Consider the following 13,125-nt stretch of genomic DNA (forward strand, 5'->3'; position numbering starts at 1 on the left):
CGGGTGACTAGTGATCAACCGGAGCCTCGACGCCGACACCGGTGAGGGAGCGGACCTCCATCTCAGCTGCGAGATGGTCCAGGTTGTCCGGCTTGGTGGCCAGGGTGGCGATGATGCCTGCCAGGAAGGCCAGCGGGATGGAGACCAGGCCCGGGCTGGTGAGCGGGAAGATCGACCAGTCGGCGTTCGGGAACATGGCGGTCGGTGCGCCGGAGACTGCCGGGGACAGGGCGATCAGGACCAGCGCGGAGACCACACCGGTGTACATGGAGGCGACGGCACCGGCGGTGTTGAAGCGCCTCCAGTACAGGGAGAACAGGATGGTCGGCACGTTCGCGGAGGCAGCGACGGCGAAGGCCAGCGACACCAGGAAGGCGACGTTCTGCTGCATCGCGAGGATACCGAGGACGATGGAGACCAGGCCCAGGATGACCACGGTGATGCGGGAGACACGCACGGTCTCCTCCTCAGTGGCCTTGCCGTCGCGGAAGACCGAGGAGTAGACGTCGTGGGCGACAGATGCCGAGGCGGTGATGGCCAGGCCGGCGACGACCGCGAGGACGGTGGCGAAGGCGACCGCGGAGATCAGGGCCATGAAGATGGAACCACCGAGCTCCAGTGCCAGCAGCGGGGCGGCGGCGTTCGCGGCACCCGGCGCAGCCAGGATGCGGTCCGGGCCGACGAGGGCGGCGGCACCGTAGCCGAGGACCATGGCCATGAGGTAGAAGATACCGATGAGGATGATGGCCACGGTCACGGACTTGCGGGCTTCCTTGGCGGTCGGGACCGTGTAGAAGCGCATGAGCACGTGCGGCAGGCCGGCGGTACCGAGGACCAGGGACAGACCCAGGGAGATGAAGTCGAGCTGCTTGGTGAAGGACGCGCCGTACTGCAGGCCCGGCTTCATGATGTCCTCGGCGGCGTAACCCTTCGTCTGGATGACGTCGGAGACGGCGTGTGCGGCAATGGCGTCGTTGAACAGTGTGGCGAAGCCACCCCTGACGGCGATGAAGGTCCAGATCGTCATGACGGCGACGCCACCGATGAGCAGGACTGCCTTGATCATCTGGACGTAGGTGGTGCCCTTCATGCCGCCGACGAGAACGTAGGCGGTCATGATCACACCGACGACGGCGACGACGATGGCCTGCTGCCACAGCTCGTGCATGTTCAGCAGCACGGAGACCAGCGAACCGGCACCGGCCATCTGGGCGATGAGGTAGAAGATCGAGACCGCGAGGGTCGCGATGGCGGCGGCCACACGGACCGGCTTCTGGCGCAGGCGGAAGGAGAGCACGTCGGCCATGGTGAAACGTCCGACGTTACGCAGCGGCTCAGCGACGAGCAGCAGGGCGACCAGCCAGGCGACGAAGAAGCCGATGGAGTAGAGGAAGCCGTCGTAGCCGTTGAGGGCGATGGAGCCGACGATGCCCAGGAAGGAGGCTGCGGAGAGGTAGTCACCCGCGATGGCCAGGCCGTTCTGGGTGCCGGTGAAGGAGGCGCCGCCGGTGTAGAAGTCGGAGGCTTCCTTGGTGGTCTTGCCGGCACGCAGGACCACGGTCATGGTGACGACGATGAACACGACGAAAACCGCGATGTTGAGAATCGGGTTTCCGGTGCTCTCCTGTGCGAGATAGGTGATATCCATTGTTTAACCCTCCATCTGCTGGCGGATGGCGGCCGTCCGCGGCTCGATCTGCTTGTTTGAGTACTGCACGTAGATCCAGGTGATCAGGAACGTGGTGGCGAACTGGAGGAGGCCGAAGACGATGCCGTAGTTGAAGCCGCCGCCGATCGGGGTGGCCATCCAGTCAGCGGCAAACGTGGCCACCAGGAGGTAGAAGATGTACCAGACGAAGAACGCCACGGCCATGGGGAAGCTGAACCTACGGAAAACCGAGCGCAGTTCCTGGAACTGCGGGCTCGCCTGCATCTCGATGAAGTCCTCGGACGTCGGCTCGCGCCGGCCATCCGGTCGTACAACTGGAGGAGTCGCGCTCACAATGATCTCTCTTTCGTATCGGCCCCGGCTACACCGGGGAGTCTAGCTGCTGGTGGGTTCTCCCTCAGGGCCATACCCTGTGCGAGCGATCACACCCTGTCCTGCAAATGTAAGTTACCTGGCTCACACTGCAACATTGAAGTGAACAGGTCACTTTGATCGATATCTCATCATTCTCCACCCCCGCAGGGCGGGATCACCTGCACATTCATTGATGCTACGACCACCCCCGACCGGGAACTCGCAGTGGGCGGCAAAGTTTGTGAATGCGACTTTTGCAGAGGCAATGATCTTCGCAAACATAGCCCAGACCCTAAACAGAGATTCACACTACGCATATCTTCAGCGTTCTTTCAGGAAACCGGATTCCCGAAGGTCCGGGGATCCTCGAAGAATCTGCCGAAGCCGGACTCCCCGTCCAGCCCCGTGATCGCCGCCATCTGCTCCCGACTGAGTGTGAAATCAGCTGCCGCCAGATTCTGCGCCAGCCGCTTCGGGTGGGAGGCCCGGGGAATGGCCACGCAGCCCAGCTGCAGGACCCACCGCAGGGCCACCTGGGCGGTTGACCGACCTGCAGCACGGGCCACGGCATCGAGAACAGGGTTCGACAGCAGCCTGCCGCGCCCCAGCGGGGACCAGGCGGCCGTCGTCACGCCGAGTTCAGCGTGCAGCCCCCGCAGGGGCGCCTGGGAGAAACCGGGGTGGAGTTCCACCTGGTTGACGGCAGGGACGATGCCCGCCCTCTCCACCACCTCCCGGAGGATCTCCCCGTAGAAATTGGAGACACCGACCGACTGGACCAGTCCCAGTCCCTGCAGGCGGGCGATCGCCTCGAAGCTCTCCACGTACCTCCCCAGCTCCGGAGCGGGCCAGTGCACCAGATAGAGGTCCACGTAGTCCAGGCCCAGCCGGTCCAGGGAAGCGCGGAATGCCAGGGGGACGGCGTCCGTACCCTGCTCGTCCTGCCACACCTTGGTGGTGATGAACAGCTCCTCACGGGTCACATCGCCGGCGGCGACGGCCTCCGCGACCGCTCTGCCGACGACCTCCTCGTTGCCGTATGCGGATGCAGTGTCGAAGTGTCGGTAACCCAGCTCAATCGCTGTCCGGACCAGGCGCAGGCCCTCCTCCCCCTGAATGCCCCAGGTGCCCATTCCGATCTGGGGGATGTCCGTGCCGTCATTGAGCGTTACTGTAGCCATGCCCTCATTGTGCCCCCATTCACCCTGTCCGGTAGAGACCTTCCGCATCACACCCCCGCGCCACCCCTGCAACGCAGAGGGCCGTGGCCACCGTCTGAACGGTGGCCACGGCCCTGGAACTCCACGCGATCTAACCGACGCTGATCAGGTCGATGATGAATACGAGGGTGCGTCCGGACAGGGGGTGTCCGCCGCCCGCCGGGCCGTAGGCCTTCTCCGGCGGGATGGTCAGCTGGCGGCGGCCGCCGACCTTCATGCCCGGGATGCCCTCCTGCCAGCCGGCGATGAGCCCGTTCAGCGGGAACTCGATGGACTGGCCGCGGTCCCAGGAGGAGTCGAACTCCTGGCCCGATTCGAAGTCCACGCCGACATAGTGGACCTCGACGAGCCCACCGGCCTTGGCCTCCGCACCGTCACCGACGACGAGGTCGACAGAAACAAGATCCTCCGGGGCGGGACCGGACTGGGCTTCAATCTGGGGCTTGGTCATGGGGTATTGCTCCTTATTATGAGTACTCATGAAAAACCGGGCACAACGACACCAGTATAGAGGTGGCGTTGTGCCCGGTTTCCCGACACACGGATCAGCCGGTGTTTCTAGCGCTCCTCACGCGGGGTGACGGTGCGCAGGGTGTTGCCGGTGTAGATCTGACGCGGGCGGTTGATCTTGTTGGTGGTGGCCAGCTGCTCGCGGTAGTGGGCGATCCAGCCCGGCAGGCGGCCGATGGCGAAGAGGACGGTGAAGAAGTCCGTCGGGAAGCCCATGGCGCGGTAGATCAGGCCGGTGTAGAAGTCGACGTTCGGGTACAGCTTGCGGGAGATGAAGTACTCGTCGTTGAGGGCGATGTCCTCGAGCTTCATGGCGAGATCGAGGAGGTGGTCGCCGCCGAGGTGCTCGAGGATCTCGTGGGCGGTCTCCTTGACGATCGCCGCACGCGGGTCGTAGTTGCGGTAGACGCGGTGGCCGAAGCCCATGAGGCGGACGCCGTCCTCCTTGTTCTTCACCCGGTTCATGAAGTCGGTGGCGTCGCCGCCGTTGGCGTCGATCTCCTCGAGCATCTCGAGGACGGCCTGGTTGGCGCCACCGTGCAGCGGTCCGGAGAGTGCGTTGATGCCGCCGGCGATGGAGACGAACATGTTGGCCTGGGCGGAGCCGATCATGCGGACGGTGGAGGTGGAGCAGTTCTGCTCGTGATCCGCGTGCAGGATGAGGAGCTTGTCCAGTGCCTTGACCATGATCGGGTCGACCTCGTACGGCTCGGTCGGGTAGCCGAACATCATGCGCAGGAAGTTCTCGCGCGCGTTGAGGGAGTTGTCCGGGTACATGTACGGGGCACCCTTGGAGGCACGGTAGGCGTAGGCAGCCAGCATCGGCACCTTGGCCATGAGGCGGACGGTCGCCTTATCCAGGTGGGCCTCGTTCATGGGGTCCAGCTGATCCTGGTAGTAGGTGGACAGTATGTTGACCGACGACGCCAGGACAGACATCGGATGGGCATCCCGCGGGAAGACGTTGAACTGGGACTTGAAGTCCTCATCCAGCAGGGTGTGGTGGCGGATGTCGTCGGAGAACTTGTGCAGCTCATCGACAGTCGGCAGCTCACCGTTGATCAGGAGGTAGGAGACCTCGTTGAAGGTGGCGTTCTCCGCCAGGTCGGCGATGTCATAACCACGGTGGCGCAGGATGCCGTTCTCACCGTCGATGTAGGTGATCGCGGACTCGCAGGAACCGGTGGAGACGTAGCCGGGGTCGAAGGTGACCAGGCCCGTTTCAGCCAGCATCTTGCCGAGGACGACGCCATCGTTGCCCTCGGTGGCCTTGATGATGTCGAGTTCGTACTCGCCGCCCGGGTAGTGGAGTACGGCCTTGTCCTTGTTGTCAGTAGCCACTGTGTACCTTTCAGACTTCGTTTTCGACCTTGCCCCGCGTCGGGGTCAGCCGCCATCAGAACTTTGGTGATGTGACATTCACCGTAGTCCCGACATGACGGTGAGTCATGTATGAGTTTAGGTGACGCTATCACGATGGTGCCCTCGGTATTCCCGCCACCTCCCCCACTCATGTGAGTGCGGGAATAACCGGCGAGGCCACCTTTGTGCAGTTATTCATCCCACGCCAGGGCATTTCCGCTGCTCCCTCGGAAGCAGTCCACGCGCCAGCCAGGTGGGCCACGGCACAGTTTAGCAAATCATGTGATGGCGGCAACATATTCGGCCGAAGCAGGTCACCCCCATGGAATTTGCGAGGTTGCGACTGTTTTACTCCCCCACCCGCTACCCCCGTTGCGCAGCTCCGGGACACACCCGGGTTCCGGCCCGCCGGCGGGCAGGGAGATACTAGGGTTGTTCTAGTTCGGACAGCCATCCCAGAGACCATGAAAGGGACGTCATCCCCATGACCGAGTTCCCCACCCTCCCCGCCGACCTCATCCCCGCCGACGGTCGTTTCGGCTGCGGCCCGTCCAAGGTCCGTCCGGAGCAGATCCAGGCCATCGTCGACGGTGGCCGTGACATCATCGGCACCTCCCACCGCCAGCCGGCCGTGAAGAACGTCGTCGGCTCCGTGCGCGAGGGCCTCGCCGAGCTGTTCTCCCTGCCGGAGGGCTACGAGATCATCCTCTCCCTGGGCGGCGCCACCGCCTTCTGGGATGCGGCGACCTTCGGTCTCATCGAGAAGAAGTCCGGCCACCTGTCCTACGGCGAGTTCTCCTCCAAGTTCGCGAAGGCCGCCAAGCAGGCACCGTGGCTGGATGAGCCCACCGTCATCGAGGCCCCGGCCGGCGATGCCCCGGCCCCGCAGGCCATCGAGGGTGCCGACGTCATCGGCTGGGCCCACAACGAGACCTCCACCGGCGCCATGGTTCCGATCATCCGTCCGGAAGGCTCGGAGGGCTCCCTGATCACCATCGACGCCACCTCCGGCGCCGGCGGTCTGCCCGTCGACATCTCCCAGACCGACGTCTACTACTTCTCCCCGCAGAAGTGTTTCGCCTCCGACGGTGGCATCTGGCTGGCAGCCATGTCCCCGGCCGCGATCGAGCGCATCGCGAAGATCAAGGACTCCGGCCGCTTCATCCCGGCATTCCTGGACCTGCAGACCGCGGTGGACAACTCCCTGAAGAACCAGACCTACAACACCCCGGCAGTGGGCACCCTGCTCATGCTGGACAACCAGGTCAAGTGGATGAACGACAACGGCGGCCTGGACGGCATGGTCGCGCGCACCACCGCCTCCTCTGACGCCCTGTACTCCTGGGCTGAGGCCCGTGCGGAGACCACCCCCTATGTCACCGACGCGGCCAAGCGTTCCCTGGTCGTCGGCACCATCGACTTCGACGACTCCATCGACGCCGCCGTCATCGCCAAGGTCCTGCGCGCCAACGGCATCCTGGACGTCGAGCCCTACCGCAAGCTGGGCCGCAACCAGCTGCGGATCGGCATGTTCCCGGCGATCGACTCCGCCGACGTCGTGACCCTGACCAAGGCCATCGACCACGTCCTGGATTCGGGCGTCGCCGCCAAGTAGTCAGGCTGCTGCACAGATCAACATGCGTCGGACATCACACGGTCCGGCGCATGTCTGCGTTAGGGTGGAACACATCACGTGAGCTGTCCTGAAGGAGAACGCATGCGCGAGCTGTTCCTCGTCCCTGATGAATCGACGTCCACCTCACTGGTGCTGCGCACCGCGGACGGCGATCAGTTCTTCCTGGATGTCACGCAGCTTGACGCCGCCGGGCAGAACCTCCTGAGCGGCCTGGAGCCCGAGATCGCTGCCCCATCCGAGCCCGAGCCGGATCCGGAGCCCGCCCCCGTGGTGGTTGCGGAACCTCCGCGTGCCCTGCCCGAGCGCGATCCCCTCCTGACCGCCCCGTTGACCATGCGTCCCAGGGAGATCCAGGGACGCATCCGGAGTGGATCCTCGGTGGAGGAACTCGCCGCGGAGATGAGGGTCGCGGTCTCCCGCGTGGAGGCCTTCGCACATCCGGTGCTGCTGGAGCGTTCCCGCATGGCGGAGATGGCGAAGCAGGCCCATCCGATCCGGGAGGACGGCCCGGCGAAGCTGACGCTGTGGGAGGTCCTGGCCGCCGCCTTCGCCGCCCGCGGGCATTCCGTCGCAGACACATCCTGGGACGCCTACCGGGAGGCGGACGGCACCTGGGTGGCCCGGGTGACCTGGACCGTCGGCCTGTCAGAGAACGAGGCCGAGTGGTCGATCAACGCCCATCCGACCTCACAGACAACGGCCGAGGCCCGTAACCCGGTGGCCGCCGACCTGACGGATCCTGACTTCGTGCAGCCCGTGCGTTCCCTGACTTCCGTGGGTCGGGGCAACCGCTACGAGGAGGACCATGACGAGGACACCTCCGACGGGGAGCAGCTGACCCCGGAGGTCCCGGAGACCGAGGAACTGGAGGGCGAGGACTTCCAGGCTGAGGAGAAGGCGCCGCCGGCGCGGCGGCGTCGTAAAGCAGTGACCCCCCACTGGGAGGACGTGCTGTTGGGCGTACGCGCGAACACGAAGCGTCCGCGGAACTAGGGGCGGTGGGTCGTGGAGACTGTCGTCACCCTGTGGTTTGTCACGGCCGCTGACCCTGCGGGGGTGATCACCGCAGAACCGCGGGCGGACCGCGGCTTCGGCCGGAAATACCTGGCCCAGCTCAATCCGACGTGGCCGATCACGCCGATCGGCGAGTTCGCGTTGAACCGTTCAGCGCAGGCCTCTGCGGGTGAGTTCTATGTGGCGGGCTTCCCGGGGGTCACCATCGTGCAGACGGTCCTGACGGACACCCCCGCGCTCTCTGAGCTCGACCGCCGGCTGCTGGAATCCGTGCCCGCCGCCGATGTGTACGCCTTCGGGGTGAACCCCGCGACCGGTTACGGCGCGCTGGCGCACTGGCGGGGCGGGGCGCTCAAGCGTTCGCTGTGCGCGGAGCGGACCCGCACCTACGAGGACGTCGGTCTGCCCGAGCCTTTCGAGGCCCCCTACTGGGCCGGCGAGAAGGCCGAGAGCGCCGGCGGCATCGCCCTGCCTTTCGAACCTGTGGATCTGGTTGCGGAGGCCCGGCGTTCCTGGCTGGGGATCGACATCACGCCGGAGGGACCCGACATCCACATCGTGGCGTATGCGGTCGACGGTCGGCCCGCACCCCGGGAGGTCGACGGTCCACGGCTCGAACGGGAGCGCGCCGCACGCGAGCCCTCAGAGCCGCAGGTCACCGGCGGTTATGACGACTACGAGTTTGCCGCCGAGGAGGAGCGGGACCGGTTGCCCCGGTGGGCGGATGAATCGGTGGCAGCAGTGCGGCGCACGGGCACCGGGCTCAGCCGCCGGTTACGTCTGGCCCGCTCGTGGGTGACGGAGAAGATCCGTCACTCCGACCGGGGCTGAAGCAGCGAGCGATCGCGTTCGTAGAAGGCGATCGCCGCCGAGGTGGCCAGGTTGAGGGAGTCGGTGCCCGGCGCCATGGGGATCCGGGCCCGGATGTCGGTTACCCGCATGGCGTGCTCGGTGAGACCCGGCCCTTCCGCGCCGACGAGCAGCGCCACCTTCTCCCACGGTTGCCCCTGCTCATCCACGAGCGCGTCCGCCAGGTGCGCCGCCCCCGGATCAGGTGTCAGGGAGACGAGGCGGAAACCGGCATCGGTAAGCTGCTGCAGAGAACGCTGCCAGGTGGTGTAGGTGCCTGTCAGATGGGCGAACGGCATGCGCAGCACATGCCCCATGGACACGCGGACCACCCGCCGGTAAAGCGGGTCGCCGCAGCCGTTGCCGAAGAGCACCGCGTCGATGCCCATGCCGGCGGCGTTGCGGAACATCGAGCCGATGTTCTCGTGGTCGCCGACCCCCTCGAGTACGACGACGGTGCGTGCCTCAGCCAGGATCTCCCCGAGCTCCGGTTCGGGTGCCCGGTCCGCGGCGGCGAGGAGACCACGGTGCATGTCGAAGCCGGCGACCTCAGCGAGCACCTCCCGGCTGACCTCGTAGAGGGGCAGGTCGGCGGGGACAACGTTCCCGGCGAGGAAACTGTCGATTCTGCCGGGGAAACCGACGAGGCAGCGGACCGGGAAGCGGGCCTCCAGCAGGCGTCCCACCACCAGCGGGCCCTCGGCGATCACCAGGCGGCGCTCTGCGGCGTCGGAGTGGTTGAGGTCGCGGACGTCGTCGAGACGCGGGTCCGCGGGGTCGTCGATCCGGATCCGCATCAGCCGATCGCCTCGAGGATCGGGTCCATGCCGAAGTAGACGATGAACAGGGCGGAGACCAGCCACATGATCCAGTGGACCTCCCGGGCCTTCCCTGCCGCGACAGCCATGAGGGCGAAGGCGATGAAGCCGACGCCGATGCCGTTGGCGATGGAGTAGGTGAAGGGCATGACCACGATGGTCAGGAAGGCCGGCAGGGCGATGTGGAATTTGGTCCACTCGATGTCGGTGACCTGGGCCATCATCATTGCACCGACGATGACCAGCACGGGGGCGGCGGCCTCGATGGGCACCACCTCGTAGAGCGGGGTGAGGAACATGGCCAGCAGGAAGAGCACACCGGTGACGATGTTGGCCAGGCCGGTGCGCGCACCGTCACCGACTCCGGCGGCGGAATCCGCGTAGACGGTGGCTGAGGAGGAGGAGGTCGCACCACCGACGATGGCGCCGAAACCCTCGACGACCAGGGCCCTCTTCATGTCGGGCAGCTCGCCGTTCTCGTTGACCAGGTTGCCCTGCTTGCCCAGTGCGGTCATGGTGCCCATCGCATCGAAGAAGTTCGCCAGGACCAGGGTGAACACCAGCAGGGTGGCGGCGATGACGCCGATGCGCGTGAAGGCACCGAAGAGGTCGACCGCGCCGACCAGGGAGAGGTCGGGCAGACCGCCGAAACCCTCCGGGATGACGGGCACCGCCAGGGACCAGCCGGCGGGGTTGGCCTCACCCTCCACGAAGGAGGGACCCGCATCGGTCAGGGCCTCGACGATCATGGCGATGATCGTGGTGGTCAGGATGCCCAGGAACAGCCCGCCGCGGACCTTGCGCACGACGAGGAAGCCACAGATGATCAGGCCGAGGACGAAGGTGACCGTCGGCCAGGAGGAGATGGAACCGTCGATGCCGAGGCCGACGGGCACGGTGGTGCCCGCGGCATCGGGAATGCGGCGGACGAAACCGGCGTCAACGAAGCCGATGATGGAGATGAACATGCCGATACCGACACCCATGGCCGCCTTCATCGATGGCGGGATCGCACGGAAGACGGCGGTCCGGAAACCCGAGATCGCCAGCAGGACGATGACCACACCGTCGAGGACAACCAGTCCCATTGCCTCGGGCCAGGTCAGCCCCTCCCCCGCGACGAGGGTGACGGCGACGAGGGTGTTGAGGCCGAGGCCCGCGGCGATGCCGAAGGGATAGCGGGCGATCAGACCGAAACCGATCGTCATCACACCGGCTGCCAGCGCGGTGGCGGCGGCAACCTGGGAGATCCCCAGGGTGGTGCCGTTGATGTCTTCGGTGGTGCCGATGATCAGCGGGTTGAGGATGACGATGTAGGCCATCGCGAAGAACGTGACCACCCCGGCGCGGATCTCTGTGCCGATGGTCGAGCCACGCTCGGTGATGTGGAAGTACCTGTCGAGGGCACTCCGGTCCTTGTTCTGTACCCCGGTGGTCATACGCGGTTCCCCTGTTCCGGATTCAATGAAGTTCTCTTTACCTCGTAAATCTCCCACCTGGATTTGAATTACACAACATTTGGGTAGATTATGGGTCGACTGCAAGGAGCCCGCCCCGTGATGTACGTGTCGACCTTCCTCATGCGCGACGGCCGCGTCGCCAACCTGGAAGCCCACCTCAACCGCCTCCGTGAGGAGACCACTGACAACCCGGTACTCGTCGACGAGGTTCGTGCGAAGCTCCGTGAGGCCGGCCCGGGGATCTTCCGTCCCGCCATCCGTGTCGGTCAGACGACGGTGACCGTGGAGCTCCACCCCTCAATCATGCCGGCGGAGGAGATCACCGTCGACGCCGAGGGGATCCTCGACCAGCGTCGTCACCCCACCCGCAAGGGCCCGGACTTCGGCTGGCAGATCCGACACCTGAACATGCTCCGCCACTCCGACTCCGATGCCGGCCTGCTCATCGACGAACGCGGCAATGTCATCTCGGGGGTCTTCTCCGCCGTGCTCTTCCTGGACCTGAAGGAGGGCACCGTCAACGTCTCCGCCCACCAGCGCGCCTCGGATTCGGTGACGCTGGAGGCGGCCCTGGAGCTGCTCACCGGGGCGGGACTCAGGATTGTCGAGCATCCGGAGGGGTTGACCATGCTGCAGCTGCGCAGCAACGAGACCTGGCTGCTCAGTTCCATGGAGGGTGTGCGCAAGGTCACCGGCTGGCTGGAATACGGCTCCGTGCTGGCCCCGAGCAGCCTCAACGCGCCGCGTCTGGGGGCCCCCACCCACCGGGAGATCAACCAGCGGATGTGGGAGCAGGCCGGAGAGGTCTGAAGGTATGGGGCACGTACCCTACGGGTGAGCGACACCAGGACTGCTGACACCGGATCAGACCAGAGCGGCATCCTGTTATGATCAGGCAACCGAACCTACCGTCGGCGCATTCACGCTGGTCATCGCTATGGACAAGACAAGCAGGTGGATGTGCCTGCGGGTGCCGGCAGGTCCCCACTGCTGACGTACCGTTATCGAGCGAGGTTGATTCCTATTACTCCGGACCAGATTCCTGCGGCAGAGTTACTGAACTGGGAACATGACGGGGCAGCGGGTTCAGCCAGGTGGTGGTCAGCAAATGACCGGCCCGCGCCCAGGAAACTTGTCGTGGTCGATGACCGGCTCACCACAGTTCAGGCGATGAGGTATGCAGCGCAGGGCACGGGGATGCTCTGGTTGGGCGACTTCCACAACGCAAAACAAATTTTGAGTGCCATGGACCGACGCCTGACAAAAGGTCGAGGGAGGGCAGCAGCTCAGCCTGACATGGCTGATGCAGATAAGTTTTACCGTATCCGCCAGGTCAGAGCCCAGCGTTCACGGATGATGTCGTTGGTTCTGGTGCCGCTCACCTTTGATGCACAGAGCGGGAGTGCAATGGTGCCCTTGTCCCGGGCCCCGCACGTTGGTCCGGCGGTGGAGTTCGGGTATGGGCAGCATCCTGGCTCCGGCAGCGAGGATGCTGTGGTGAGTCTGCAGGAGCTGATCGGGGTGCAGAGCGCTTATCAATGGTTCGTGCAGGGCGTCGACGTTCCCGCCCTGAACGCAAAGATTCACCCTCATTACGGTACGTTTCTGCCCACCCGTCACGAGTATGTTGATCTCGTTGCCCGCGCACCGCTGAACAATCGGGATCTGGCGTTCGATATTGGTACCGGCACCGGAGTGCTGGCCGCAGTGCTCGTGAACCGGGGTGTGGAAAAGGTGCTGGGAACGGACCTCAACCAGCGTGCAGTGGACTGTGCGAACGACAACTTCACCCGACTGGGCATGCAGGGTGTGGCAGAGGCCCAGTTGACCAGCATGTTCCCTGCAGGACGGGCGCCGCTCATCGTCTGCAACCCGCCGTGGTTGCCGGGCAGCGCGGCGACCACACTCGATGCGGCAGTGTATGACCCCGGCAGCAGAATGCTGCTGCAATTTCTGGCCGGGTTGCCACGTCACCTCACGGATGACGGAGAGGGTTGGTTGATCCTCTCTGATCTCGCCGAGCTCCTTGGCCTGCGCAGCCGACAGATGCTTCTGGACGCAATTGACGAGGCGGGGCTTCAGGTGATCGATCGGCTCGACACGACGCCCACCCATGGGCGAGCGAGAGACAGCTCAGACCTGCTGCACGCCGCACGTTCGAGGGAAGTCACCTCACTATGGAGACTGCATAGAAAAAGTCCTGTTCCGCAGCGGTGAACACCATATACAGGGT

12 protein-coding genes are annotated in these 13,125 nt (G+C 65.2%); 5 read left to right on the forward strand and 7 right to left on the reverse strand.

All coding sequences use genetic code 11. The annotated features are described in order from the left end of the window. Positions 1-7 precede the first annotated feature (7 nt). From NYP18_RS12460 to NYP18_RS12480, 5 genes are all read right to left on the reverse strand, one after another. Positions 8-1,648 carry a monocarboxylic acid transporter gene (locus NYP18_RS12460; RefSeq protein WP_259428526.1) on the reverse strand — a complete coding sequence of 547 codons (1,641 nt, stop codon included), beginning with the start codon at positions 1,646-1,648 and terminating at the stop codon, positions 8-10. A gap of 3 nt (positions 1,649-1,651) precedes the next feature. Next, entirely contained in the window at positions 1,652-1,933 is a 282-nt protein-coding gene (locus tag NYP18_RS12465) for a DUF485 domain-containing protein (RefSeq protein WP_259428555.1), read from the reverse strand. 422 nt (positions 1,934-2,355) lie between these two features. Beyond that, a complete protein-coding gene (locus NYP18_RS12470; protein WP_259428527.1) occupies positions 2,356-3,204 on the reverse strand; it encodes an aldo/keto reductase in 849 nt (282 codons plus the stop codon). 130 nt (positions 3,205-3,334) lie between these two features. Continuing rightward, complete coding sequence (gene fkpA, locus NYP18_RS12475; RefSeq protein WP_126121769.1) at positions 3,335-3,694, reverse strand: FKBP-type peptidyl-prolyl cis-trans isomerase FkpA; 360 nt, start codon at positions 3,692-3,694, stop codon at positions 3,335-3,337. 107 nt (positions 3,695-3,801) lie between these two features. Next, a complete protein-coding gene (locus tag NYP18_RS12480; protein ID WP_259428528.1) occupies positions 3,802-5,094 on the reverse strand; it encodes a citrate synthase in 1,293 nt (430 codons plus the stop codon). A gap of 505 nt (positions 5,095-5,599) precedes the next feature. Between NYP18_RS12480 and serC the strand changes: the two genes are divergently transcribed. The 3 genes from serC to NYP18_RS12495 all read left to right on the forward strand — a co-directional run bounded on the left by serC (position 5,600) and on the right by NYP18_RS12495 (position 8,596). Beyond that, a complete protein-coding gene (gene serC, locus NYP18_RS12485) occupies positions 5,600-6,730 on the forward strand; it encodes a phosphoserine transaminase (RefSeq protein ID WP_259428529.1) in 1,131 nt (376 codons plus the stop codon). 102 nt (positions 6,731-6,832) lie between these two features. Further along, entirely contained in the window at positions 6,833-7,744 is a 912-nt protein-coding gene (sepH, locus tag NYP18_RS12490; protein ID WP_259428530.1) for a septation protein SepH, read from the forward strand. A gap of 12 nt (positions 7,745-7,756) precedes the next feature. Continuing rightward, positions 7,757-8,596: a DUF6928 family protein gene (locus NYP18_RS12495; protein WP_259428531.1), complete on the forward strand. Its 840-nt coding sequence runs from the start codon at positions 7,757-7,759 to the stop codon at positions 8,594-8,596. On the opposite strand, the gene NYP18_RS12500 is transcribed toward NYP18_RS12495, so the two are convergent. Beyond that, positions 8,578-9,411 carry a TrmH family RNA methyltransferase gene (locus NYP18_RS12500; protein WP_259428532.1) on the reverse strand — a complete coding sequence of 278 codons (834 nt, stop codon included), beginning with the start codon at positions 9,409-9,411 and terminating at the stop codon, positions 8,578-8,580. The genes NYP18_RS12495 and NYP18_RS12500 overlap by 19 nt on opposite strands. Next, positions 9,411-10,871, reverse strand: coding sequence for an NCS2 family permease (locus NYP18_RS12505; RefSeq protein WP_259428533.1), 1,461 nt, complete (start codon positions 10,869-10,871; stop codon positions 9,411-9,413). The genes NYP18_RS12500 and NYP18_RS12505 overlap by 1 nt, the downstream gene beginning before the upstream one ends. Positions 10,872-10,991: 120 nt before the next feature. Between NYP18_RS12505 and NYP18_RS12510 the strand changes: the two genes are divergently transcribed. Together NYP18_RS12510 and NYP18_RS12515 are read left to right on the forward strand one after the other, a co-directional pair. Continuing rightward, positions 10,992-11,702, forward strand: coding sequence for an aminotransferase class IV (locus tag NYP18_RS12510; RefSeq protein WP_259428534.1), 711 nt, complete (start codon positions 10,992-10,994; stop codon positions 11,700-11,702). A 327-nt stretch (positions 11,703-12,029) separates the two neighbouring features. Further along, on the forward strand, positions 12,030-13,109 hold the full coding sequence (locus NYP18_RS12515; protein ID WP_259428535.1) for a methyltransferase: 1,080 nt from the start codon (positions 12,030-12,032) through the stop codon (positions 13,107-13,109). Positions 13,110-13,125 lie beyond the last annotated feature (16 nt).

This window comes from Corynebacterium lemuris, from assembly GCF_024919295.1.
Taxonomy (GTDB): Bacteria; Actinomycetota; Actinomycetes; order Mycobacteriales; family Mycobacteriaceae; genus Corynebacterium; species Corynebacterium lemuris.

What these genes read in the sequence shown, in the direction of transcription:
- NYP18_RS12505 (WP_259428533.1), bottom strand. Translation starts at nt 10,871, where the DNA reads ATGACCACCGGGGTACAGAACAAGGACCGGAGTGCCCTCGACAGGTAC.
- sepH (WP_259428530.1), top strand. Translation starts at nt 6,833, where the DNA reads ATGCGCGAGCTGTTCCTCGTCCCTGATGAATCGACGTCCACCTCACTG.
- fkpA (WP_126121769.1), bottom strand. Translation starts at nt 3,694, where the DNA reads ATGACCAAGCCCCAGATTGAAGCCCAGTCCGGTCCCGCCCCGGAGGAT.
- NYP18_RS12510 (WP_259428534.1), top strand. Translation starts at nt 10,992, where the DNA reads ATGTACGTGTCGACCTTCCTCATGCGCGACGGCCGCGTCGCCAACCTG.
- serC (WP_259428529.1), top strand. Translation starts at nt 5,600, where the DNA reads ATGACCGAGTTCCCCACCCTCCCCGCCGACCTCATCCCCGCCGACGGT.
- NYP18_RS12500 (WP_259428532.1), bottom strand. Translation starts at nt 9,411, where the DNA reads ATGCGGATCCGGATCGACGACCCCGCGGACCCGCGTCTCGACGACGTC.
- NYP18_RS12470 (WP_259428527.1), bottom strand. Translation starts at nt 3,204, where the DNA reads ATGGCTACAGTAACGCTCAATGACGGCACGGACATCCCCCAGATCGGA.
- NYP18_RS12465 (WP_259428555.1), bottom strand. Translation starts at nt 1,933, where the DNA reads ATGCAGGCGAGCCCGCAGTTCCAGGAACTGCGCTCGGTTTTCCGTAGG.
- NYP18_RS12460 (WP_259428526.1), bottom strand. Translation starts at nt 1,648, where the DNA reads ATGGATATCACCTATCTCGCACAGGAGAGCACCGGAAACCCGATTCTC.